Source organism: Streptomyces sp. NPDC104831 (genome assembly GCF_055583025.1).
In genome coordinates this window covers 38506-61442 of the sequence record NZ_JBVJOT010000050.1, presented here as the reverse complement: position 1 = coordinate 61442, position 22937 = coordinate 38506, and the positions used below count along the sequence as shown (strand labels likewise).

Here is a 22937-nt window from a genome sequence, read left to right as displayed (position 1 = left end):
TTCACCCCCCCCACCCCCCCCCCCCCCCCCTCCCCCCCCACCCCCCCCCCCCCCCCCCCCCCCCCCCCCCCCCCCCCCCCCCCCCCCCCCCCCCCCCCCCCCCCCCGCCCCCGTGCCCCGCGCTCGCGCTCACGCCCCGATGGCGTGCACCCCGCCGTCCACGTGCACGATCTCCCCGGTCGTCCGGGGGAACCAGTCGGACAGCAGGGCGACGACGGCGCGGGCGGCCGGCTCCGGGTCGGAGAGGTCCCAGCCGATCGGGGCGCGGGTGTCCCACACCTCGCGGAAGGTCTCGAACCCCGGGATGTGCCGGGCCGCCATGGTCTTCACGGGCCCGGCCGCCACCAGGTTGCAGCGGATGCCGCGCGGCCCGAGATCCCGGGCGACATAGCGGGAGGTGGCCTCCAGGGCGGCCTTGGCCACCCCCATCCAGTCGTACGCGGGCCAGGCCACGCCCGCGTCGAAGTCCAGGCCCACGATCGACCCGCCGCGTTCCTCCAGCAGCGGCAGGCACGCCATGGCGAGCGCCTTGAGGGAGTAGGCGGACACCTCGACCGCGGTCGCCACCGAGTCCCAGCCGGTGGCGAGGAAGTTGCCGCCCATCGCGTCCTGCGGCGCGAAGGCGATGGAGTGCACGACCCCGTCCAGGCGCGCGTCGCGGCCCACCCGCTCCCGGATCCGGCCGGCCAGGCTCTCCAGGTGTCCCTTGTCCTGGACGTCGAGTTCGAGCAGGACGGCGGGCTCGGGCAGGCGCCGGGCGATCCGCTCCACCAGGGCGAGCCGGCCGTATCCCGTGAGGACGACCTCGGCTCCCTGCTGCTGGGCGAGGCGGGCGGTGTGGAAGGCGATCGAGGACTCCATCAGGACCCCCGTCACCAGGATCCGCTTGCCCGTGAGCAGTCCGGTCATCGTGCCGCCACCTCCGTCTTGCCGCCGTGCTCCGCGGGGGAGTCCTGCCCGGTGAGGAACCCGGCGATCGTGTCGACGACCAGGGGGGAACCGAGGATCCGCCGGTGCCCGAGCCGGCGGGTGAGGACCAGCCGGGCCCGGTCCGCGAAGGCCCCGGCGAGGCGCTCCGCCTGCTCCGCGCCCACGGCCTCGTCGTTCTCGTCGTGGATCAGGAGCAGGGGGACGCGTACGCGCGGGGCGTGGTGGAGGACGGAGAAACGGGTCCACATGTCCTCGCCCGGGTACAGGTGCCGGTCCAGGCGGTGGCGCAGCTCCGCGTCCGTCCGCGCGTCCAGGGCCCGGTGGGCGCTGAAGGAGTCGACCAGGTAGGAGAAGTCGGGGACCGTGCTGACGGCCACGATCCGGTCGGCGCGCAGCCCCTCGGACAACGACAGGAACAGCGCCAGCGCCCCGAAGGAGTGGCCGACCACGGCCGCGAAGTCCCCGTGGGCGCGGTGCAGTCCGCCGATGAGGGCGCGGTACTCGGCCAGGGTGGTGGTGTCGCCCCCGGACTCGCCGTGCCCCGGAGCGTCGAAGGACACCGGGCTGTAACCGAGCGCGAGGAGCCGGGTGATGAGCTTGGCGTAGCGCGAGGCACGCGACTCCCAGCCGTGCACCAGCAGCACCGGGCGCGCGCCGTCGCCCCACGCGTAGGTGACGACCCCGCCGCTCCCGGCGGTCAGCTCGCCGGTCCGCGCGCTCTCGATGACCGCCCGCTCGTCGGGCCGGGGTCTGCTGCGCCCCTGCGGCCTGCGGAACAGGTCGAACATGGCCTCCCCCTGCGCGCTCAGGGCCGGTTCGGCGGCCGCCGTCGCGAGATCCATGACACATCCTCCAGTTGTTCGGTGGTGCGCGAGGGGTTTCCGGGCGCATTTATGAGCACGATCGTTCGCTCATATTCATCATGAACCAGCGCTCCAGGAAAGTAAACGGACGGTCGTGCTAATATGCTGCCCGCCGTCAGCACTCCCCGTTGGAGGACGACATGACGATCCCGCACCCCGACCCCCGCGCCGCGGAGCCCGGCCCCAATCAGTGGATCAAGGACCACCTGGACTCGGTGATCGACGCCCAGCTCCTGGGCGACCGGCCCGCCGGGAGCGCCCCGGCGGCCGGCACGGGCGAGCCCGTGCACACGGCGCGGCCCTGACCGGGCCCGCCGGACGAGCGAGGGGGAGGGGGGCGGCCGTGTCCGGGCCGCCCCCCTCCCCGTACCGCCGCCGGGTCAGGCGGCTTCCGCCTCCCGCTTGGCGCGGGCCGCGCGGATGCCCTCGCGGCGGGTCGTGAACGACGTCGCCTTCTTGTCCAGCCGGTCGAGGAAGACGGCGAGTTCCTCGCGGGCCCGCTCGCCGTCCGGGCCGAGGTCCGTGCGTTCGAAGACCCCGAGCCTGCGCAGGACGGGCGTGACGACGCTGTCGTGGTGGAGGCGGAGGTCGTAGATGCCCGCGATGGCGATCTCCGCCGACTTGCGGCCGAAGTCCTTGATGGTGGAGCCCGGCATCTCGAAGCCGACGACCACGTCCCGCACGACCCGCATCGCGGTGTCCGGCACCAGCTCGAACGCCGCCTCGACCAGGTTGCGGTAGAAGACCATGTGCAGGTTCTCGTCCGCGGCGATCCGCGCGAGCAGCGCCTCGCACCGCGGATCGGTGCTCGCCTGGCCGGTGTTGCGGTGCGAGATGCGCGTGGCCAGCTCCTGGAACGCGGCGTACGCGATCGCGTGCAGCGCGCTGAAGCCGTCGGGCCGCTCGTACCCGCCCGACATGTGCGTCATGCGGGCACGTTCCAGGGCCCGGGGGTCGACGGCCCGGGTCACCAGGAGGTAGTCGCGCAGCGCGGTGCCGTGCCGGGCCTCCTCCGCGGTCCAGCGGTCCACCCAGGTGCCCCACGCGCCGTCCTTGCCGAACTCGGCCACCGCGAAGTGGTAGCCGGGCAGGTTGTCCTCCGTGAGCAGGTTGACCACCAGGGAGGTGCGGGCCACCTCCGGCAGCGTGGCCTCGGCGTCGGTCCACGGCTGTCCGCCGAGCGGGCCGTCGAACGTACGGCCCTCGCTCCACGGGATGTACTCGTGCGGGAACCACTCCTTGGCGACGTCCAGATGACGGTGGAGGTTCTCCTCCACCACCGGCTGGAGGTCCGCCAGCAGGGCGTGCTCGGCTCGCGCGGCGGAGCGGTCGGATCGGTCGATGGGTGGCATGCGCTCTCTTCTTCACATCGTCGCGGGAGCCGGCGGCCCCCGCCGGGACCTGGCGGTTACGGGTTCTGGGCGGGCCGGGACCGGATCGCGAAGGCCGCCGCGGCGGCGGCCGCGGCCCCGATGGCGCAGGCGAGGAACACCCGCAGGTAGCCCTCGTCGTCGAGGACGTCGTGGCGCTCCAGGATGGCCGCGAGGGCGGCGATGCCGAGGGCGCCGCCGATCTGGCGGGTGGTCATCAGCAGGCCGGTGCCGGAGGCGAAGCGCTGCGGCGGCAGCGACGCCGTGGCCGCGTTGGAGATCGCGGTCAGCGCCGCGCCGATGCCGATGCCGGCGAGGACGCCGAGGGGCAGCCACACCGCCGCGTAACGCTGCTCGGTGCCCAGCAGCAGGTACATCCCCGCGCACGAGGCGCCGAAGAGCGCCGAGCCGACGGCGACCGCGGCCCACTGGCCGGCCGGCCCGACCCGGCGCCCGACGACGATGGCGCCGAGCGCGGACGCGAAGGCGCCCGGTGTGACCGCCAGCCCGGCCTTCAGCTCGGAGTAGCCCCACACCGCGTTCAGGAACAGCAGCGAGCTGAGGAGGTAGGAGTACATCGCCGCGCCGAACAGCAGCGAGGTGGCGTTGGTGGCCGCGAAGGCGCGGCTGCGCCAGAGGTCCAGCTCGATGGCGGGCGCGGCGTGCCGCCCGGACAGCAGCAGGGCGAGCGCGAGCAGCACCGCACCGCCGACGAGCAGGCCGAGCACGCGTGCGCTGCCCCAGCCCCACTCCGTGCCCTGGGTGACGCCGAAGACGACACCTCCGACACCGAGCGCCAAGGCGAGGGTGCCGGCCGGGTCGGGCAGCCTGCGCCCGGTCGGCCGGTCGCCGGTGAGCCGGACCGCGCCGGCCAGGATGACGAGCCCGATCGGCAGGTTGATCAGGAAGACGCTGCGCCAGCCCCAGGCGTCCACCAGGAGTCCGCCGAGGCTCGGGCCGACGGCGGCGGCCATGCTGCCCACCGCTCCCCAGACACCGATGGCGACCTGACGGCGGGCCGGGGGAGTGTGCTGGAGCACCAGGCCGAGCGCCGAGGGGATCAGCCCCGCGGCGCCCACCCCTTGCAGGGCCCGGGCCGCGATCAGCATCGGCACCCCGGTGGCCAGCCCGCTGAGCAGCGAGGCGACCAGGAAGACGGCAGCGGACCAGACGAACAGCTTCTTGCGCCCGATGGTGTCGGCGACCCGGCCGGCGACGGCCAGCAGCGCGGCGAACACGACGGTGTACGCCGTCACGACCCAGGTGAGCTGGGAGAGCGAGGCGTCGCGGAAGTCGGCGCGCAGATCCGCGAAGGCGATGTTCACCACCGTGGTGTCGAGCACGGCGAGGAACGTGGCGCCGGACGCGACGAGCAGGGCGAGCTTGGCCGCTGCCGCCGCCGTCGCGGACGTCCCCGGTGCGCCACCGGCGTCGTCCTGGGCCGTCTGGGCCGGACCGGTGTCCGGCGAATGGGGTGAGGCGGTCGTCATGCGAGGTGGTCCCTTCGTCCGATGCGCCGCCGTCACCCGGTCCGCAGCGGCCGCGCCCACTGGCGTAAAAGTAGACGACCGTGCGTTCATTTAAAAGGGACTTCCCGGCTTGCCGTCGATTCCGGCGCGATGAATTCCATCGCGCTGTCGATCACCGCCGCCGCGCCCAGCACCTTGCGGTGCCCCAGGCCGCGGGTGAGCACCAGCTCCGCCCGGTCCCCGTACGCGGACTTCAGCGCGTGCGCGTGGGCGACGGGGACCATGTCGTCGTCCGTGTCGTGGATGATCCGCATCCGTACCCCGATCTCCCCGGGGCGCGAGGTGGCGTCGAACTCCCCCCAGGGGTCCGGGACCTGCGCGAAGAGCCGGTGCTCGATCCGGAGGCGGAGGTCCTGCCCGAGGCCGGGCCCGAGCCCGAGGATGCGGGCGAACTCGTCGGGAAAATGGCCGAAATCCTTCACCGCGGCGACCGTGACCAGACGCTCGGCCCGCAGCCCGCGGCGCAGCGCCAGGAAGGCGGCGGTGGCACCGAGGGAGTGGGCGGCCACCGTGTGGAACACCCCGTACCGCTCCTGGAGGAGCCGGCTGATCTCGCCGTACTCCAGGATCGTGGTGGTGCCGCCCTCCGAGTCGCCGTGCCCGGGCGCGTCGAACGCGATCCCGGTCAGCCCCAGCGCCTCCAGCCGCGGCACCAGACCCGCGTACCGCGAGGCCCGGGACTGCCAGCCGTGCAGCATCAGCACCGGCCGCGCGCCGTCCCCCCACCGGTAGACCCGCACCCGTCTGCCGCCGAGGGCCAGCTCCTCGACCGCGGCCCGCTCGTGGACGGCGCGCTCCCCGGGCAGCACCCTGCCCCGCCGCAGCGGATGACGGAACAGCGCGTAGGCGGCCCGCCCCGCCAGGCCCGGGGCCGGCCGGGCCAGCGCGTTGAGGGCCGTACCGACCAGCGCGGCACCCCGGGTCACCGTCCGGCCCCCGGCACCCGGTCCCGGGCGGCCGGGCCCCCGGCCGCGCGGAGCGCCCGGTCGGTCAGCTCCCCGGCCGCCCCCGTGTACGCGGCCGGGTCCACAAGGGTGCCGAGGGCGGCGGCGTCGAAGCGGCCGGCGAGTTCGGGGGCGGCCGCGAGGACCTCGGGCAGGGGGCGGCCGGTGGCGGCGCTCTCGGCGGCGGCCCGGCTCACCACCTCCTTGGCCGTCGCCTTGCCGAGCACGGACGCCAGCACCGCCGCGAGCCGCTCGGAGACGATCAGCCCGCCGGTCAGCTCCAGGTTGGCGCGCATCCTCCCGGGCGCCACCACCAGCCCGGCCACCAGCTCCCGCGCGGTGTGCGCCGCGCCGCCCGCCAGCCGCAGGCACTCGCGCAGCGGCAGCCACTCCGCGTGCCAGGCACCGGCCGACCGCTCGTCCTCCGAGAGCATCGCCTGCGCCAGCACACCCGCGTACGCGGGCACCTGGAGGGCGGCCGAGCGGATCAGCGTGGCCAGCGCCGGGTTGCGCTTGTGCGGCATCGCCGAGGAGACCCCCCGCCCGGCCGCCGCCGGCTCCGCCACCTCGGCGGTCTCGGTGCGCGCCAGCGACTGCACATCCACCGCGATCTTGCCCAGCACCCCGGAGACCAGGGCCAGTTCGGCGGCCAGCGCGGCGACGGGCGCCCGGTGGCTGTGCCACGGCAGGACCGGGGCGCCGAGGCCGGTCTCCACGGCGAACCGCTCCGTCAGCCGGCGCGCGTACCCGGGCTCCGGGGGCTCGCCCCGCGCCTCCCTGTCCAGCCGCTCGTACTCGACGTAGCCCGCGAGCGTGCCCGCCGCGCCGCCGAGCTGGACGACCAGTCCCCCGGCGCGCAGCCGGCGCAGCCGGTCCGCCGCCTCCGTCACGGCCACCAGCCAGCCGGCCGCCTTGAGGCCGAACGTGGTCGGCACGGCGTGCAGCGCGAGCGTCCGGCCCGCCATCAGCGTTCCCGTGTGCGCGCCGGCCAGCGCGCGCAGCGAGCCGGCCACCTCGTCCAGGTCGGCCAGCAACACGTCCAGCGTGCGGGCGGCCACCAGCATCGCGGCGGTGTCCAGGATGTCCTGGCTGGTCGAGCCCCGGTGCACCTGGTCCGCGGCGGCCGGGTCCACGGCTGCCACCAGGTCGGTGAACGCCCGCACCACGGCCACCACCGGATTGGCCGCGCCCCGGCCGAGCACGGCCAGCGCGCGCAGGTCCAGGCGGTCGGCGCGGGCCAGCCGGGTGATGGTCCGCGCCGCCTGGACCGGCACGTTGCCCAGGTGCGCCTGGGCCCGTACCAGCGCCGCCTCCGCGTCCAGCATCGCCTGGAGCCACGCCTGGTCGGAGGTGGTCTCCTCGGCGCGGCTGCCGGCGCGCACCGGGCTCAGCAGCCCGGCGTCGACGAGGGGCGCGCCCGCGCCGGGGGTGTCCGTCTCAGGGGTGTGCGTGCCGGGGGTGCTCACCTGGTCAGCTCTCCGATCATCTCGTCGTCCGGCCGCCGGTCCGCCGCCGCGAGGACGGCACGCGCGACGGCGTCCGAGTCCTGGAGCGTCACCGAGTTCACCCCGGGACGGATGCCGGCCGCCGTCGCCCAGTGCACGGACTCCGTGGGCACCCCGAAGGCGAACCGGCGCGGATGCGCCCGGCCCTCGGCGTCGATCACCCGGAACGGCGCCCCGGTGACGGCGAGGCCGCCCGTCTCGTACGACGTCCCCTCCGGGTCGCCGATCCGGTGCGGGCGGCACCGCCCGGCGGCGAGGAGCCGGCGCAGCAGCGGATCGGCGGTCGTGCGCAGGTCGGTCTCCGGCAGCCGCGCCTCGATGAGGGTGCCGGCCCGGACCCGGGAGCCGGGCACCGCCGCGGACTCGATCGTGAACGTCCCCCGTGCCCGGTCCGCCCCGGCGCGGGCGTCGGGGCCGAGCACGTCCAGCACCCCCGCCTCGATCAGGGCGATCGCCTCCTCGATCCGCCCGGCGGGCGGCCCGATGGACAGGAACGCGTTCAACGGCGTGTACCAGCCGTCCAGGTCGCGCCGGTGCGAGCGCCCGGTGAGGCCGCCGTGGTCGATCAGGAGCCGCAGCTCGTTGCGCAGGTCGCGCAGCACGTCGAGCGCCGCCTTCAGCGGCCCGTCGACGTTGCCGGCCCGCGCCGCCGCCAGGTCCGCGCGCAGGTGGGCGACCAGCCAGCCCCGGAAGTCCGCCGGCGAGACGAAGGCGCGTCCCGCGTACGGGCGGGCGATCCGGTCCCAGTCCCAGCGGTCGGCCGGCGCCACGCCGAACTCGTCGAGGAGGTCCCGCTCGCGGCGGCTCCCCGGCGGTGCCGCGAGATAGGCCGCGCGCAGCCGGCGCGCGTCCGCCGTCCGGTCCGCGGCCGTGAGCAGCGCGGTGTAGTAGACGGTCTCGGCCTCCTTGGCGACCAGCGGCCACACCGTCTCGCGGAAGTCGATGCCGCCGAGGCGCCGGGACCGCTCCCGCAGCTCCTCGATCACCTCCGGGGTCAGCACGGCCGGTTCGTGCCGCCCGTGCGGGCCCTTCTGGTTCTCGCCCCGGGCGTGGAAGGGCAGGCCCCGGCGGGAGCCGGCCACCAGCCGGGGCTCCCGCCCGGACGGCAGGTAGACCAGCCGGCCGTCCTGCCGCTCGAACCGGCCGCCCCGGCCGAGCGTCAACAGGGCGGTGTGGTCGAAGAAGTTGAGCCCCAGCCCGATCAGGGCCACCGTCTCGCCGGGGCGCACCCCCGACAGGTCCACGTCCGCCGGGTTGGCGGGCGTGACGTAACCGAGCCCGTGCGCCGCGGCGAACTCGGCCAGCTCCCGCTGGCGGCCGGAGCGCCGTACCGGCAGGTGGCCCTGGGCGAGGACCACGGCGGCCAGGCCGGCCAGGCTCCGGCCGTCGTCGAGCCGCACCCGCTGGGTGCCGTCCGGCTCGTCGGTCAGGCCGACCGCGCGGGCCCGGTGCACCACGGTGGTCAGGCCGCCCGGCGCGGTCCGGGTGACCCGCTGGAAGACCCACTCCAGATAGTGGCCGTAGAAGGCGCGGGTGGGATACGAGTCGGGGCCGAGCGCGCGGGCCTCGGCGAGCACCCGCTCGTCGTGGCGCGCGCCGTCCATGGGGCCGATCAGGGTGAGGAAGCGCGCCCACTCGTACAGGCTCGGCCCAGGGGCGAGCGCCCCCTCGATCCGCACGCTGTCGTCGGTGAACATCGTGACCTGGGAGGCCACCGTGTTCATCAGCAGGTGCTCGGACTGGTCGGTGCGCCACACCCGCCCGGCGCCGGGGGGATACGGGTCGACCATGTGCACGGTGAGCGCGGGGCGGTCCGGGTCCGCCGCGGCGTTCGCACACAGCCGTTCGAGGACCGAGAGGCCGCGGGGCCCGGCACCGATCACGCAGACGTCGAGCCGTCGGCTGGTCATAGTCACTTGCTCCACTGGGTCGAAGGTCGTCGTGGGCCCGGTCGCCCGCCGGGGGCGGGGCGGCGCCTCATGTCCCGGCGGCGGCACCGCTCAGCCGCAGGCCGCCGGGGGCCCGCCCCTGGATGAGGCCGCGCCCGCGCACCCCGCGGGCCAGGGCCGCGGTGAGCCGGGCCCGGCCGTCGGCGCCCGGGGCCGCGGGGGCCTCGGCCAGCTCCCGCAGGGCGCCGAGGGCCGTCTCCAGCTCCCCGGCCAGCTCCGTCAGCACCTCCACGACGGCCGCCGCGTTGGAGCTGAGGATGTCCGTCCACAGGCCGGCGTCGCCCGCGGCGATCCGGGTGGCGTCGCGCAGCCCCTGGCCGGCCAGCTGGAGCTGTGATTCCTCGCCGTCCAGCAGCCGGCCCGCGAGCAGGCTCGCGACCAGGTGCGGGGTGTGCGAGACGAGGGCCACCGCCCGGTCGTGCTGGGCGGGCTCCATCACCACCGGGCGCGCCCCGCACAGCCGGGCCAGCTCCGTCGCCCGGCCGACCGCCCGCCGGCCGGCCTGGCCCGCCGGGGTCAGCACCCAGGGCCGGCCGTGGAACAGGTCGGGCAGCGCCGCGAGCGGCCCCGACTGCTCCCGGCCCGCCATGGGGTGCCCGCCCACGAAGCGGGCCAGGTCGCAGCCCAGCTCCGCGGCCTCCCGCTGCGGCCGCGCCTTCACGCTGGAGACGTCGGTGAAGTCGTGGGCCAGCGCCCGCGTCTGCTGGAGGCGCAGCGACGTGGCGACGTGCTGCGGGGGTACTGCGAGGACGGCCAGGTCCACCGGGGTGCGCGGCGCTCCCACCACCCCCGCGCCGAGGCCGGCGGCGGTGCGCGCGGCCTCGGGGTCGTCGTCGAGGAGGTAGGGGGTGATGCCCCGGGCGCGCAGCGCCAGCGCGATCGACGTGCCGATCAGGCCCGTGCCCACCACCGCGACGGTGCGCATCAGCGGGTGCGCCACAGCACCGGCAGGAACTCGGGGTCCGCGTAGTCCGGGGTCCCCTCGGCGGTCCTGCGCACCAGCACGTCGTGGTTGTACGCCACCGGGGTGCCGTCGGAGCGGCGGAAGGGCCGGTAGCGGTTCTCGCCGTCCTGGAGGTGGAAGGAGATGGCGCGGCGGGGCCGGTCGCCGACGTTGGCGCCGCTGCCGTGGTAGGTGCGGCAGTGGTGGAAGCTGACGTGGCCCCGGGGGATCACCATCGGGACCTTGCGGACCTCCGTGTTGTTGTACGCGGCGTTCTCCTCCAGCATCTGGTCGAGTTCGCCCCGGTCCCGCTCGGCGAAGTGCAGGGACGTCGCGTCGTTGGCGGCGGTCTCCTTCCAGTGGTGGCTGCCGTCCACCATCGTGATGGTGCCCAGCTCCTCGTCGCAGTCGTGGAAGGGGATGAACGCGGTCAGCATCCGCTCGGAGGTGGAGGTGGCCCAGTAGTGCCGGTCGAAGTGCCAGGGCACGATGTTCGACGGCTCCCCGGCCACCGGCGGCTTGTAGATCAGGGTGGACTGGAACACCCTGATCTCCGCGGCCTCGGCGAGCCGCGCGGCCACCGCGCCGAGCAGCGGCTTGCGCAGGACGGCGCCGATCGTGTCGTCCTCGTAGTGGATGTAGTCGTTGTGCCGCTGCACGGGACCGTGCTCCGGCTCCCAGTACGCGAGCTTCGGCGGGCGGACCGGCAGCGTACGGTCGCGGTGACCGGCGTAGAAGCGCTCGCTGGCGGCCTCCAGCCGTGCGGTCTCCTCGTCGGTGAAGATCTTCTTGGACAGGTACCAGCCGTGCTCGGCGTAGAAGGCCACGTCCTCGTCGGTGGGCAGGAGCGCGCGCTCCTCCTCGGTCAGGGTGAAAGCGGTGGGGTCCTGAACAGTCACGGTCTTCCTCGTGTGCCTTGAAGGGGGTGGTGGGCGTCGGCCGGCGTCAGGCCGGTGCCTTCTCGCGGGCCACGGCCTCGTAGAGCGCCTTGATGTTGCCGCTGCCGAACGTGCGGGCCCCGTGCCGGTCGATGACCTCCCAGAAGAAGGTCTTCCGCACGTGCATGGACTGGGTGAAGATCTGGAAGACCTGGCCCCAGTGGTCCCGGTCGACCAGGACGTTGGTGCGCCGCAGGTCCTCGATGCGCAGCTCCGGCTCGCCCAGCCGCCCGGCCAGCTCGTCGTAGTAGGTGCCCGGGGTGTCCAGGAAGCCGACGCCGCGCGCCTCCATGGCCGGCACCGCGGTGACGATGTCGTCGGTGAGCAGCGCGAGGTGCTGCACCCCGGCGCCGCCGTGACGCTCCAGGAACGTGTCGATCTGGCCGGGCTGACGGTCCGTCACCGGTTCGATGAGCGTGAAGGTGACCTCACCGGACGGGCTCTGCACCACCTTGGAGTCCATGGCCTGCTCGCCGACCTCGATGAACTCCTCGAAGATCTGGCGGAACCCGAAGACCTCCTCGTAGAAGGCGACCGTCGGCCGCAGCGCGCCCGCCGGCAGGCAGATCGCCGCGTGGTCGACGGTGTGCAGCAGCCGCTCGCTCTCGTCGGGGTCGTCGGCGAAGATGTCCATCGTGCCGGGCAGGAAGTCGGCCCGGTCCCCGGTCCGCTGCACGAAGCGGTGCGCCACGTCGCCGAAGCCGAGCACGGACGCCGTGACGACCTCGGTGCCGCCCCGGCCGTGCGTGACGGGCTCCTCCACCGGCGTCGCCCCCCGCTCGACCGCGGTCGCGAACGCCTCGGCGGCGTCCGGGACCTCGAAGGCGATGTTGGCCACCCCGTCGCCGTGCCGGGAGACGTAGTGCGCCGCCGGATGACCGGGCGTCAGCGCGGAGGTGAGCACGAGGTCGATGCCGCCCTGGCTCAGCAGCAGGGACCGGCTGTCCGCGCGGCCCGTCTCGGGACCCGCCTGGCCGCGCAGCCGGAAGCCGAACGCGGTGCACAGGTAGAACGCCGACTGCCGGGCGTCGCCGACGTAGAACTCGACGTGGTCCACGGCTCCGATGTTCACGTGCTCTCTCCCTCTTCGCGGCGCCGGACGCGGGTGCCGGCGGTGCCGAACAGCAGGCTGACGTTGTGGCCGCCGAAGGCGAACGAGTTGGACAGCGCGGCCCTTACGGGGGTGCGCCGGGCCTCGCCCCGTACGTGGTCGAGGTCGCAGTCCGGGTCGACCTCGTCGAGGTTGTGCGTGGGCGGCAGCGTGCCGCGCGCGACGGCGAGGGCGCAGATCGCGGCCTCCACCGCGCCGGAGCCGCCGAGCAGGTGCCCGGTCATGGACTTGGTGCTGCTCACGGCCGGCGAACGCTCCCCGAACACGGCCCGTACGGCCCTCGCCTCGGCGATGTCGCCCAGCTTGGTGGCGGTGCCGTGCGCGTTGACGTAGCCGACGTCGTCGGGCGTCAGACCGCCGGTGCGCAGCGCCCCGCGCATGGCCTGCGCGGCCCCCTCGCCGTCGGGGCGCGGCGCGGTGGGCTTGAAGGCGTCGGTGGTGGCGCCCCAGCCGAGCAGGTCGGCGTAGCCCGCGGCGCCCCGGGCGTCGGCGTGCTCGACGCGCTCCACGACCAGCACCCCGGCGCCCTCCGCCAGCACGAACCCGTTGCGGCGGCGGTCGAAGGGACGGCTGGCCGCCTCCGGGTCGTCGTCCCAGCCGCTCGCCAGGGCCCGGGCGTGGGCGAACGCCAGCGCGGAGGTCGGGTTGAGCGGTGCCTCGGCGCCGCCGCAGACCACCACGTCGGCCTCGCCGTAGCGGATCAGCCGGGCGGCCTCCGCCACGGCGTGGGCACCGGCCGCGCAGGCGGTGGCGACGGCCGAACTCCAGCCCCGGATGCCGTGCTTGATGGCGATCCGGGCCGCCGCCATGTTGGGCAGCATGCCGGGCAGCAGATAGGGGCTGACCGCCGTCGGGCCGCGCCGGACCCGCTCGTGGGCCTGCGCCTCGTACGTGGTCAGGCCGCCCGCGCCGCTGGAGACGACGACCGCGACGCGCTCGGGGTCGACGTCCCGGCCCACCACGATCCCCGCGTCGGCGAGGGCGTCGTCGGCGGCGGCCAGGGCCATCAGGGCGTAGCGGTCGACGAGCCGGCCCTCACTGGGCGGCAGCACCTCGCGCGCCTCGATGTCCGGGGCGATGCCGGCGCTGCCCACGGTGCCGTCGAGCAGGTGTCCCTCCGGCGGCCTGCGCAGCCCGGACTTGCCGTGGCACAGCGCGTCGAAGGTGTCGGCGGCGCCCCGGCCGAGCGGGGTGAAGGTGCCGAGCCCGGTGATCACGGCACCGGGGAGGGCGGCGGTCATACGGCGACCTGCTTCGCGGAGGTCTCCCGGCCCAGCAGCTCGCCGTCCAGGAAGCGCCGGCGCAGCAGGAACTTGCGGACCTTGCCGGTCGCGCCGAGCGGGATGCGGTCGGGTTCGACCACGACCACGCGCTCGACGGTGCGGGCCACCCACGGCTCCAGCGCGGCGAGCACCTCGTCGGTGCGGTCGGCGTCCCGGTCCGCCGCCGGGTCGAGCACGAGCAGCACCGAGGTCGCGACCCGGCCGTCCGTGGGCACCGCGACGACCGTGCACTCCAGCACGTCGGCGCAGTCGGCGAGGACCCGCTCCTCGCACAGCATGGTGTACAGGCGGTGGCCGTCGCCGAGGTCGACGGCGTCCACCAGGCGGTCCACGTGGTAGTAGTAGCCCTCCTCGTCGCGGTAGACGAGGTCGCCGGTGAGGAAGTAGCCGTCCCGGCGGGTGCGGTAGGTGGTCACCGAGTCGTTCCAGTAACCCAGGGACAGCGTCGGCGCCTTGACGGCCAGCTGGCCCACCTCGCCGGTGCCCAGCCGCTCGCCGTCGTCGTCGACGACCGCGATGTCGGAGAAGGCGTGCGGCCTGCCGATGCAGCGGCCGTAGCGCCCGGTGTCGGGGGTGTGCGTGATGTGGAACTGGGAGTGCCCCATCTCCGAGGAGCCGAGGCCGTCCACGAAGAACGAGCCGGGCCGCGTCACCCGCCCCTGGGCGGTGACCGACTCGCGCGTGCCGTTCGCGATGAGCTTGCGGATGTGCGCCTCGTGCGCGCAGTCCCCGGTGTTCCACCAGGTGCGCACGGAGGCGAGGTCGCGCCGGGACAGGTCCTCGCCCGCCAGCTCCGACCAGGTGGCGGCGAAGCCGAGGACGCTGGCGGGCTGCCAGGACTCGATGGCGTCGAGCACCAGGGTGCCGCTCTGCCGGGAGAGGACGGCCAGCTGGGCGCGGTTGGTCAGGGCGAGGTTCACGGCGATGACGGTGGCCGCGTGCGCGGAGGGCAGCGCGCCCAGCATCCGGTCCAGGCCCTGGCCCTTGGGCAGGGACAGCCGGTGCCGGATGGCCGCGAACAGGCTGTGGTGGGAGTGGACGACCGCCTTGGGCAGGCCGGTCGTGCCGGAGGAGTGGGTGACGACCACGGGCTCACCGCCGTGGTGCCGGTAGGCCGCGGGGGCCGCGCCGGGGTCGCCGGTGCCCAGGTCGGCGGGGTCCGCGAGCAGCGGGGTGGTGCTGCCGGCCGAGGACAGCGCGTCCCGGTGCGGGCGGTCGGCGATGACCCCGACGGCGCCCAGCCGCCTGATGTACTCGGCCGCCTGCTCGGCGGGGAGCCTGCCGTTGACGAGCGCGGGGATCGCGCCCAGGCGGGCCAGTGCCAGATAGCCGAGCACCTGGTCGGCGCCGTCGCTCACCCAGACGGCGACCGGGTCCCGGGGCCTGACGCCCAGGGTGTGCAGGGCGGCGGCCCGGGCGGCGACGCGCTCGCCCAGCTCCGCCAGGGTGAGGGCCTGCCAGGCCGGGTGGCCGTCCACCTCGGTGTCGAAGGTCAGGGTCGGTCGGTCGAGGCCGGTGCCCCGCTCGATCAGTGTGGTCAGCACGTTGCCCACGCCCAGCCGCTGATCGGCGGCGAGCTCCGCGCGCTCGTTCTTCGGGTTCATTTCCCGTCGGTCCCTACTGTCGGGCCTTTGTCTGTCTCGGTCTTCGCGTACGCGCACGGCCGTCCGGGGCGGCCGGCCGCCGCCCCTCCCGCCCGCCGCCGGGGCGGGCGGGACGGGAGGGGGCGTGCGGGCCGGGCCGTGGCCGGCCGTCAGGTCACTTGGCCGCGGCGGCGGCGGAGGCCCGGTCGACGATCTCCTTGACGAGGCCCGAGACGGTCAGCAGCGCGACGGTCTCCATCTCGTCCTCCTCGAACTTCACCCCGTACGTGTCCTCGACCTGGATCGCTATCTCGGCGACCGAGAGGGACTCCAGGTCCAGGCCGGCCGGGCCGAGCGGGGTGTCGCCGGTGACCTCGGACACGTCGTAGTTCATGTTCTGCAGCGCCTCGATGATGAACTTCTCAACCTCAGCGGACATTTGATTGACTCCTGCTTCATGGACGGGCACCCGGGAATGGACCCGGACACGGTGACGGTGCTGTGGTGCACCACGGACGGGGACGAGCGCGGTACGGCACGCGCCCTGCTGCTGCGGGGGGCGGCCGGGATGCTCGGCGTCCCGGAGTCCGGGGTATGGGTGGGGCACGAACCCGGCGGCCGGCCGTTCCTCGGCGGGGCCGGCGAGGGCGTGCGGGTGAGCGTGGCCCATACGCGCACGGCGGTGGCCATCGCCCTGACGCGCGGGGCCGCGGTGGGTGTCGATGTGGAAGGGGTACGGCCGCTGCGCGCCGAGCCGATGGCCCGGGCGTGGCTCCACCCCGCGGAGGCGGCCTGGATCGGCGCCCTGCCCGAGGCGGAACGCTCGGTGGCCTTCCTGTGGTTGTGGACGCAGAAGGAGGCCGTCGGCAAGGCACTCGGCCGGGGACTGCGCGGCGGTGGCATGAGCCGTCGCATGCCGTTGCCGCGGGACTGGCCTCCGGGCCGGGACGCCCGGCCGGTGCCGAGCCCGTTGCCCGGTGCCGACGCGCTGGCGTCCGCCGCCGTCCTCGTCGACGACGGCCGTCATGTCCTCGGTGTCGCGCTGTGCGGTGACACCGGGGGTCTCGGGGGTGGTTCAGGCGAGGGCGGTGTCCACGTCCAGGTGCACCGGATCGCCTCCGGCGCCCGGGGCTGACCCGACCGCGGGGGCCGCGGCGCGCGCGGCGGTGCGCAGCACCTCGGCGTTGCGCACCGGTTTGCCGGTGACGGTGCGCGGGATCTCGGGCAGGGCGTGCAGCGTGCGGGGCCGCTTGTACGGCGCGAGCCGCGCGGCGAGCGCGGCGGCGAGGCCGTCGAAGACCTCTTGTTCCCGCACGGTGACGAAGGCCTCGATGCCGGTGCCCTGCACGACCACGGCGTCGGCCACCCCCGGCAGGGCGCCGAGCACCTCCTCGACCTCGGCGAGGTCGACCTTCAGCCCGCCGACGGAGACCTGCGAGTCCAGCCGCCCGTGGACGGTGAGCAGGCCGGTGTCCGCGTCGAGGCTGCCCGCGTCCTTGGTGCGCAGCCAGCCGTCGACGAACCGGGCCGGGTCGGCCGGTCCCACGTACGGGTTGTCGGGAAGGCCCAGCAGGATCTGGCCGTCCTCGACGCGCACGCTCATCCCGGGCGCCGGGGTGAGCCCGGGGCGGTGGGCCCCGGTGAGGTCGGTGGCGATGACCCCGGCCTCCGTCATGCCGTACATGGCGCCCAGGTCGGCGCGGTAGGTGCGGGTGAACCGCTCCCAGACGTCCGCGCGCACCAGTTCGCCGCCGACGATCATCCGGCGCAGCTGGGGGAGGCGCGGCGGGTTCCGGGCCGCGGTGAGGAGAGCGGCCTGCGAGGGGACGCCGAGAAGGGTGGTCGGCGCGTCGCCCGCGGCGACGGCCCTGAGGATGCCGTCGACCGTCTGGGTGCCGGGCAGCACGATCTCCGTGCCGGCGGCGAGTCCGTGCAGCAGTCCGCCGACGAGTCCGAGGACGTGGACGACCGAGGCCAGGACGACGGTGCGTTCGCCCCTGCGGGGGAAGCCGTCCAGCCGGGCGTACCGGTCGAGTTCCGTCAGGAGGCTGCCGACCGTGCGGCCGATGACCTTGGACGGGCCGGTGGAGCCCGAGCTGAGCTGGAGCAGCGCGTGCGGTGTGGCGGCCGGCCGGCCGCCGTGCGGCGCGGTGACGCGGGTGGTGATGTCGAAGTGGCCGCGCAGCCGGCCGGTGACGTCGCCGACCGGCTCGACGACCAGTTGCGGAGTGAGCCGCGCGATCGCCTTGCCCACCTCGTGGGGGGTCAGCCGGTGGTCCAGCAGGGCTACTTGGGCTCCCGTGCGCCACCCGGCGAGCATGGCGACGATGCACGCGAGCGAGGGCGGCACCCGCACCGCGAGCGTGCCCCCGGCCGCCAGGCCGGCGGCCCGCAGACGCTCCTGTTCCTCCGCGACGAGCCGGCGCAGTTCCCCCCTGCTGACCGGCCCGGACAGCCGGAGAACGGTCGTACGGCCGTCCCCCGCGAGTAAAAGGTCGTCTATCCAGGCGCCTTCACTGCAAACGGCCCTTTTCGGCACCGCTTCCCCCACGGAAATCCCCACCAATCAAAGCTTTGTCGTTGCGGCTGCCTCGTATCCCCCGGGGCCGCAGATTCATCGTTGCCTACTACTTTCGAGTAATCAAGCGAAACTTTGGCGAGTTTGCCGCACATCCGACAGATGTAGGCAGCAGCTTTTCGCGCATGCCGAAGTCCCCTTCATCCGGGGTGGAAAAAGATGAATGGGAGGAGACCCCGAGGGTGGGGTCAATTCACTGCCGAGTAACCCCCGTGGGCCCGAAAAGGTGGACGCGAGGCGCCCCCATCAGGGCCATGACCTCATCGAATTCCTCGGCCAACGTCCGCAGCACGGCGGCTGCGCCGGCGGTTCCGGAATGTGTCAGTCCCCACAGGACGGGGCGTCCCACGAAAACGGAATCCGCGCCGAGACAGAGCGCCTTCGCGATATCGGCGCCATGCCGGACCGAACCGTCGAGGATCACCGGACAACGCCCGGACACGGCTTCGGCGACCTCCGGAAGCGCCTCCACGGCGGGCTGGGCGAAATCGAGCTGCCGCCCTCCGTGATTCGACACCACGATGGCGTCCACCTCGTGTTTCACGGCGAGTTCGGCGTCCTCCGCGGTGAGCAGTCCCTTCAATACCAGCGGCAGCGGGGTGCGCTCGCGCAGCCAGGCCAGGTCGGCCCAGGTGAGGGAGGCGTCGAACTGCTCACGGGAATGCCGGGCGATGGCGGACGCCCCGGGCGCGCCGGCGTGGGAGGCGGACATCACGGAGGGGTCGAGGTTGACGGCGCGGACGTCCTCGGGGACGGCGAAGCCGTTGCGGGCGTCCCGCGGGCGGTGGGCGACCCTCGGCGCGTCGACCGTGAGGACGAGCGCGCGGTAGCCCGCGTCCTCCGCCCTGCGGACGAGCGCGAGCATCGCCTCCCGGCGCCTGAGCCAGTAGAGCTGGAGCCACAGCGGGCCCGTGGCCGCCGCCGCGATGTCCTCCAGGGTGCGGCTCGCGAACATGCTGACCGTGAAGAGCGTGCCGGTCTCGCCGGCGGCCCGCGCCGTCGCCACCTCCCCCTCGGGGTGGGCGAGCCGGTGGTACGCCATGGGCGCGATGCCGAGCGGTGCCGCGAGCTCCGCCCCCAGCAGCAAGGTTCGGGGATCGCAGTCCGAGACGTCGACGAGACAGCGTGGCCGCAGCCGGATCCGGTCGAGGGCCGCGCGGCCGGCGGTCAGCATCGACTCGGTCCCGCTCCCGCCCGCCAGGAAGTCCCAGACCGGGCCGGCGAGCCGTTCCCGCGCCGCGGACTCGTACTCGTGCAGCGCCAACGCCACCGCGTCCACCCCTGTTCCCGGCGCGCTCCCGCGCTGCCGACCGTGTCCCGAACTAACCGCACGGTCGTACACTAACCTAACTCCCCCCACATGTCCGCACGGTCGTCCACATAATGTGATCGTCATGTGGTCACGGAACGGACGTCCCCCTGGCGGGAGACGGCGAGGAGGTGTGCCTTGGCAAGGACAGCGACGGACGGGCGGATCGAGCGTGGCAACCAGACCCGGCGGGCGATCCTCCAGCGAGCCGTCAGGATCGCGTCGGTCGAGGGACTGGAGGGCCTGTCCCTCGGCCGTCTCGCGGGTGAACTGCACCTCAGCAAGAGCGGGGTGTTCGCCCTGTTCGGATCGAAGGAGGAACTGCAGCTCGCCACCGTGCGGGCCGCCATCAAGGTCTTCATCGAGCACGTCGTGCAGCCGGCCCGCGCCCTGCCCGCCGGCCTCGGCCGGCTGCGGTGCCTGTGCGGCAACTGGCTCGCCTACTCCGCGCGGCGCGTCTTCCCGGGCGGCTGCTTCTTCTACTCGGTCTCGGCCGAGTACGACGCGCGCCGGGGCAAGGTGCACGATGCCGTGGCGAGCGCGCACGGCAACTGGTTCACTCTCGTCGAGCAGATGATCGACGAGGCCAAGAAGGCGGGGGAGGTCCGCCAGGACGCCGACACCGCCCAGCTCGCCTTCGAGCTGGTCGCCCTGCTGGAGATGGCCAACGCCGAATCCGTCCTGCACGCCAACTTCACCAGTTACGGCCGCGCCGCCGACGGCATCGTCAGCAGGCTGCGCGACGCCGCCACGGATCCGGCGCTCATTCCCGACACCCTGTGAACCGCCCGCGGGCGCACGCCCCGCGGGCCCTGGACCTCCCGGAGGCACCATGCCCTTGGACCCGCAGCTCCAGACCCTCTACGACCGGCGCGCGGCCGAGGGCGCCCGTCCGCTGTACACGATGACGCTCCACGAGGCCCGGGCCGCCGACCTCGCGGCCATCCGGGCGGCGGCCGGCACCCCCGAACCGGTCCACGAGGTCCACGACCTCACCGTCCCCGGCCCCGGCGGGCCCCTGCCGGTCCGGGTCTACCGGCCGGCGGGCGAGGGCCCGCTGCCGGTGCTCGTCTACTTCTTCGGCGGCGGCTGGACCCTCGGCTCCCTGGACACCAGTGACGCGCTCTGCCGCACCCTGGCGAACTCCGCGGGCTGCCTCACCGTCTCCGTCGGCTACCGGCTGGCCCCCGAGCACAAGTTCCCCGCCGCCCCCGAGGACTGCTTCGCCGGGCTCCGGTGGGCCGCCGAGCACGCCGGGCGGTTCGGCGGCGACGCGAGCCGGCTGGCCGTGGGCGGCGACAGCGCCGGCGGGAACCTCGCCGCGGCCGTCACGCTCATGGCCCGGGACGCGGGCGGCCCCGGGCTGCTGACCCAGCTGCTCGTCTACCCGAACACCGACTACCTGGCGGACACCCCGTCCCGCCGGGAGAACACCGACCCGCTGCTCTTCAACGACAAGTCCGTGCACTGGTACTGGGACAACTACCTGGCCGCGCCCGAGGACGGGACGCACCCCCTCGCCTCCCCGCTGCGCGCCGCCGACCACACGGGCCTGCCGCCGGCCCTGGTGATCACCGCCGAGTACGACCCGCTGCGCGACGAGGCCGAGGACTACGCGCGGCGGCTGCGGGAGTGCGGGGTGCCCGCCGGGGCCACCCGCTACCCGGGGACGGCGCACGGCTTCTTCACCATGTCCGGCACCCTCGACGCGGCCCGCCGCGCCGTGGAGCAGGCCGCGCACCACCTGCGCACCGCCTTCGCGGCCGCCGCCGACGAGGTCCGGCCGTGACCGCCCCCGCCGCCGGCGAGGGACGGACCCGACCGCCGCTTCCGGCAGGGGCAGGCCGCGACGCCCGCCCCGGCCGCCGCCACCGGCAGGCACCGGCCGTGCCGGCCGCTCCGACCGCCGCCACCAGTAAGGGCCGACCATGACGGACACCACCGTGACGGACGCCGTCGCCGCTCCGGCGCTCGCGCTCGAGGACCTGCACGGCTCGCTCACCGATCCCGTGCTGGACGCGATGAACTTCCTCAACGAGGTCGTCGCCCGCTTCCCCGACGCCCTCTCCTTCGCGCCCGGCAGGCCCGCCGAGGGCATGTTCGAGACCGACGACCTCGCCCGCCACCTGCGCTCCTACACCGACCACCTGGAACGCACCCTCGGCTGGCCGAAGGACCGGGTGCGCACCCACCTCTTCCAGTACGGGCGCACCAACGGCCTCATCCACGAACTCGTCGCCCGCACCCTGGCCAACGACGAGGGGATCCACGTCGCCCCGGAGGCGATCGTCGTGACCACCGGCTGCCAGGAGGCGATGCTGCTCACCCTGCGGGCCCTGTTCGCCGGTCCCGAGGACACACTCCTGGTCAGCTCGCCCTGCTACGTCGGCATCACCGGCGCCGCCCGGCTGCTGGACATCCGTACCCATCCCGTCCCGGAGGGCGCCGACGGCCCCGACCCCGACGCCTTCCGGGACGCGGCCCGGCAGGTGCGCGCGGCGGGCGGACGGCCCCGCGCCCTGTACGTGGTGCCGGACTTCGCCAACCCGTCGGGCACCAGCATGACCGTGGCCGCGCGCGAACGGCTGCTGCGGGTCGCCGCGGAGGAGGACCTGCTGATCCTGGAGGACGACCCCTACGGGTTCTTCGTCCGGACCGGGTCCGCCCGCCCCACCCTGAAGGCGATGGACCGCGCGCGCAGGGTGCTCCACCTCGGGTCCTTCGCCAAGACGGCGCTGCCCGGCGCCCGCGTCGGGTACGTCGTCGCCGACCAGGAGGTCATCGGCCCCGGCGGCCGGCGCTCCCTGCTGGCCGACGAGCTGTCCAAGATCAAGAGCATGACGACGGTCAACACCTCGGCCGTCGGCCAGGCCGTCATCGGCGGGCTGCTGGTGGAGTGCGACTGCCGGCTCCGGGAGGCCAACGCCGAGGCCATCGCCTCCTACGGCGCCAACCTGGCCACGCTGCTCGGCGAACTGGAACGGCACTTCCCCGAGGAGCGCCGCCGCGAGCTGGGCGTGCGCTGGAACGAGCCGACGGGCGGCTTCTTCCTCGTCGTCGACGTCCCGTTCGTCGCCGACACCAAGGCCCTCGAGCACTCCGCCCGCGCCTTCGGAGTCCTGTGGACGCCCATGAGCGACTTCTACGCGGACGGCGGCGGCGACCACCGCCTCAGGCTCTCCTGCAGCTCCCTGACGCCGGAGGAGATCGTGGAGGGCGTGCGCCGGCTGGCCCTGTTCGTCGAGTCGGCGGCGCGCGAGGCGGCCGGACGGGACTGAGGCGGCGGCGCGGGTCCGGGGCGCACGCGCCCGCCGGCCGTACGGATCCGGGGGCCCGGCCGGACCCGGCGCCGGGCCCCGTCCCCACTCCGCCCCCTAAAACTAAACGCACGATCGTGCTAATGTCTGGCCCAGCCCGCAACCCCCCTCGCGAAAGGGCCCGCATGGATCTCCGGAAGCTCGACCGGACGGCTGTGCTGGAGACCGTACGCCTGGTGCGGCAGGCCCACCCGCAGGACTGGGATCTGCCCACGCCCTGCGCCGGCTGGACGCTCCATCAGCTCGTCTCCCACATGGCGGGCCAGCACCACGGCTTCGCCGCGGCGGCCTCGGGACGCGGTGCGGACCTCGCCGCGTGGCAGCCGGGCGCGCTCGGCGACGACCCGGCGGCGGCGTACCGGGACGCGGCGTGGGCCGCCATCGACGGCTTCGCCCGGCCCGACGTGCTCACCCGGGAGTTCGCCCTCCCCGAGATCAGCACCAGCAGGCACTTCCCGGCCCCGACCGCCATCGGCTTCCACCTCCTGGACTACGTCGTCCACGGCTGGGACGTGGCCCGCACGCTCGGCCTGCCCCTGGACCTGGACGAGGAGGTGGTCGAGGCCGCCCTCGCCGTCGCGCTGCGGGTGCCGAACGACGAACGCCGGCTCGGACCCGCCCCGCTGTTCCGGCCCGCCCTGCCCGCCGCGCCCGGCGCTGGCTCCCTGGACCTCGTCCTGACATCGCTCGGCAGGTCCCCCGACTGGTCCGCGGCGGCGGCCGGCTCGGTCTGAACCGACGTTCCTCCAGCGGACGTTCCCCGAACGCAAGGCGGAAGGCGAGGC

At 74.6% G+C, this 22937-nt stretch carries 21 protein-coding genes; 6 read left to right on the top strand and 15 right to left on the bottom strand.

The annotated features are described in order from the left end of the window. Positions 1-129: 129 nt before the first annotated feature. Complete coding sequence (fabI, locus tag ACZ63H_RS29305) at positions 130-909, bottom strand: enoyl-ACP reductase FabI (RefSeq protein WP_469870138.1); 780 nt, start codon at positions 907-909, stop codon at positions 130-132. Continuing rightward, positions 906-1772, bottom strand: a complete 867-nt coding sequence (locus ACZ63H_RS29300; RefSeq protein WP_469870136.1) for an alpha/beta hydrolase — start codon at positions 1770-1772, stop codon at positions 906-908. Before ACZ63H_RS29300 ends, fabI begins: the two co-directional genes overlap by 4 nt. Before the next feature lie 161 nt (positions 1773-1933). Here ACZ63H_RS29300 and ACZ63H_RS29295 point away from each other — a divergent pair, with 161 nt between their 5' ends. Continuing rightward, positions 1934-2098 (top strand): hypothetical protein, encoded by a 165-nt coding sequence (locus ACZ63H_RS29295; RefSeq protein ID WP_469870134.1) that lies wholly within the window; start codon positions 1934-1936, stop codon positions 2096-2098. Between the two features lie 75 nt (positions 2099-2173). Here the strand turns inward: ACZ63H_RS29295 and ACZ63H_RS29290 are convergent, their stop codons facing one another. From ACZ63H_RS29290 to ACZ63H_RS29240, 11 genes are all read right to left on the bottom strand, one after another. Then, positions 2174-3145 (bottom strand): acyl-ACP desaturase, encoded by a 972-nt coding sequence (locus ACZ63H_RS29290; RefSeq protein WP_469870132.1) that lies wholly within the window; start codon positions 3143-3145, stop codon positions 2174-2176. Positions 3146-3201: 56 nt separating this feature from the next. Then, a complete protein-coding gene (locus ACZ63H_RS29285) occupies positions 3202-4653 on the bottom strand; it encodes an MFS transporter (RefSeq protein ID WP_469870130.1) in 1452 nt (483 codons plus the stop codon). Positions 4654-4739: 86 nt separating this feature from the next. Then, positions 4740-5618, bottom strand: coding sequence for an alpha/beta hydrolase (locus ACZ63H_RS29280; protein WP_469870128.1), 879 nt, complete (start codon positions 5616-5618; stop codon positions 4740-4742). Continuing rightward, a complete protein-coding gene (locus ACZ63H_RS29275; protein ID WP_469870126.1) occupies positions 5615-7102 on the bottom strand; it encodes a nitrosuccinate lyase in 1488 nt (495 codons plus the stop codon). The genes ACZ63H_RS29280 and ACZ63H_RS29275 overlap by 4 nt, the downstream gene beginning before the upstream one ends. Continuing rightward, positions 7099-9051 carry an FAD/NAD(P)-binding protein gene (locus tag ACZ63H_RS29270; protein WP_469870124.1) on the bottom strand — a complete coding sequence of 651 codons (1953 nt, stop codon included), beginning with the start codon at positions 9049-9051 and terminating at the stop codon, positions 7099-7101. Before ACZ63H_RS29270 ends, ACZ63H_RS29275 begins: the two co-directional genes overlap by 4 nt. Positions 9052-9118: 67 nt before the next feature. After that, entirely contained in the window at positions 9119-10015 is an 897-nt protein-coding gene (locus tag ACZ63H_RS29265) for a prephenate dehydrogenase (protein ID WP_469870122.1), read from the bottom strand. Beyond that, positions 10015-10932: a phytanoyl-CoA dioxygenase family protein gene (locus ACZ63H_RS29260; RefSeq protein ID WP_469870120.1), complete on the bottom strand. Its 918-nt coding sequence runs from the start codon at positions 10930-10932 to the stop codon at positions 10015-10017. The genes ACZ63H_RS29265 and ACZ63H_RS29260 overlap by 1 nt, the downstream gene beginning before the upstream one ends. A gap of 46 nt (positions 10933-10978) precedes the next feature. Then, complete coding sequence (gene hppD / locus ACZ63H_RS29255; protein WP_469870118.1) at positions 10979-12043, bottom strand: 4-hydroxyphenylpyruvate dioxygenase; 1065 nt, start codon at positions 12041-12043, stop codon at positions 10979-10981. Next, the gene (locus ACZ63H_RS29250) at positions 12040-13323 is read right to left on the bottom strand and encodes a beta-ketoacyl-[acyl-carrier-protein] synthase family protein (RefSeq protein WP_469870116.1); all 1284 of its coding nucleotides are present in this window, start codon (positions 13321-13323) and stop codon (positions 12040-12042) included. The genes hppD and ACZ63H_RS29250 overlap by 4 nt, the downstream gene beginning before the upstream one ends. Further along, positions 13320-14969 (bottom strand): class I adenylate-forming enzyme family protein, encoded by a 1650-nt coding sequence (locus tag ACZ63H_RS29245; RefSeq protein WP_469870114.1) that lies wholly within the window; start codon positions 14967-14969, stop codon positions 13320-13322. Before ACZ63H_RS29245 ends, ACZ63H_RS29250 begins: the two co-directional genes overlap by 4 nt. 154 nt (positions 14970-15123) lie before the next feature. Then, positions 15124-15387 (bottom strand): phosphopantetheine-binding protein, encoded by a 264-nt coding sequence (locus ACZ63H_RS29240; RefSeq protein ID WP_318204976.1) that lies wholly within the window; start codon positions 15385-15387, stop codon positions 15124-15126. A gap of 18 nt (positions 15388-15405) precedes the next feature. Here ACZ63H_RS29240 and ACZ63H_RS29235 point away from each other — a divergent pair, with 18 nt between their 5' ends. After that, the gene (locus ACZ63H_RS29235; RefSeq protein WP_469870111.1) at positions 15406-16083 is read left to right on the top strand and encodes a 4'-phosphopantetheinyl transferase family protein; all 678 of its coding nucleotides are present in this window, start codon (positions 15406-15408) and stop codon (positions 16081-16083) included. On the opposite strand, the gene ACZ63H_RS29230 is transcribed toward ACZ63H_RS29235, so the two are convergent. After that, the gene (locus ACZ63H_RS29230; RefSeq protein ID WP_469870109.1) at positions 16024-17511 is read right to left on the bottom strand and encodes a class I adenylate-forming enzyme family protein; all 1488 of its coding nucleotides are present in this window, start codon (positions 17509-17511) and stop codon (positions 16024-16026) included. The two genes, ACZ63H_RS29235 and ACZ63H_RS29230, sit on opposite strands and share 60 nt — an antisense overlap. A 208-nt stretch (positions 17512-17719) precedes the next feature. Continuing rightward, positions 17720-18796 carry an alpha-hydroxy acid oxidase gene (locus ACZ63H_RS29225; RefSeq protein ID WP_469870107.1) on the bottom strand — a complete coding sequence of 359 codons (1077 nt, stop codon included), beginning with the start codon at positions 18794-18796 and terminating at the stop codon, positions 17720-17722. A gap of 177 nt (positions 18797-18973) precedes the next feature. On the opposite strand from ACZ63H_RS29225, the gene ACZ63H_RS29220 reads away from it, so the two are divergent. The 4 genes from ACZ63H_RS29220 to ACZ63H_RS29205 all read left to right on the top strand — a co-directional run bounded on the left by ACZ63H_RS29220 (position 18974) and on the right by ACZ63H_RS29205 (position 22886). After that, positions 18974-19618, top strand: coding sequence for a TetR/AcrR family transcriptional regulator (locus ACZ63H_RS29220; RefSeq protein WP_469870105.1), 645 nt, complete (start codon positions 18974-18976; stop codon positions 19616-19618). 49 nt (positions 19619-19667) lie between these two features. After that, on the top strand, positions 19668-20624 hold the full coding sequence (locus tag ACZ63H_RS29215; RefSeq protein WP_469870103.1) for an alpha/beta hydrolase: 957 nt from the start codon (positions 19668-19670) through the stop codon (positions 20622-20624). 139 nt (positions 20625-20763) lie between these two features. Next, positions 20764-22113 (top strand): aminotransferase-like domain-containing protein, encoded by a 1350-nt coding sequence (locus ACZ63H_RS29210; protein WP_469870101.1) that lies wholly within the window; start codon positions 20764-20766, stop codon positions 22111-22113. A 164-nt stretch (positions 22114-22277) separates the two neighbouring features. Next, complete coding sequence (locus tag ACZ63H_RS29205) at positions 22278-22886, top strand: TIGR03086 family metal-binding protein (protein ID WP_469870099.1); 609 nt, start codon at positions 22278-22280, stop codon at positions 22884-22886. Positions 22887-22937: the final 51 nt, after the last annotated feature.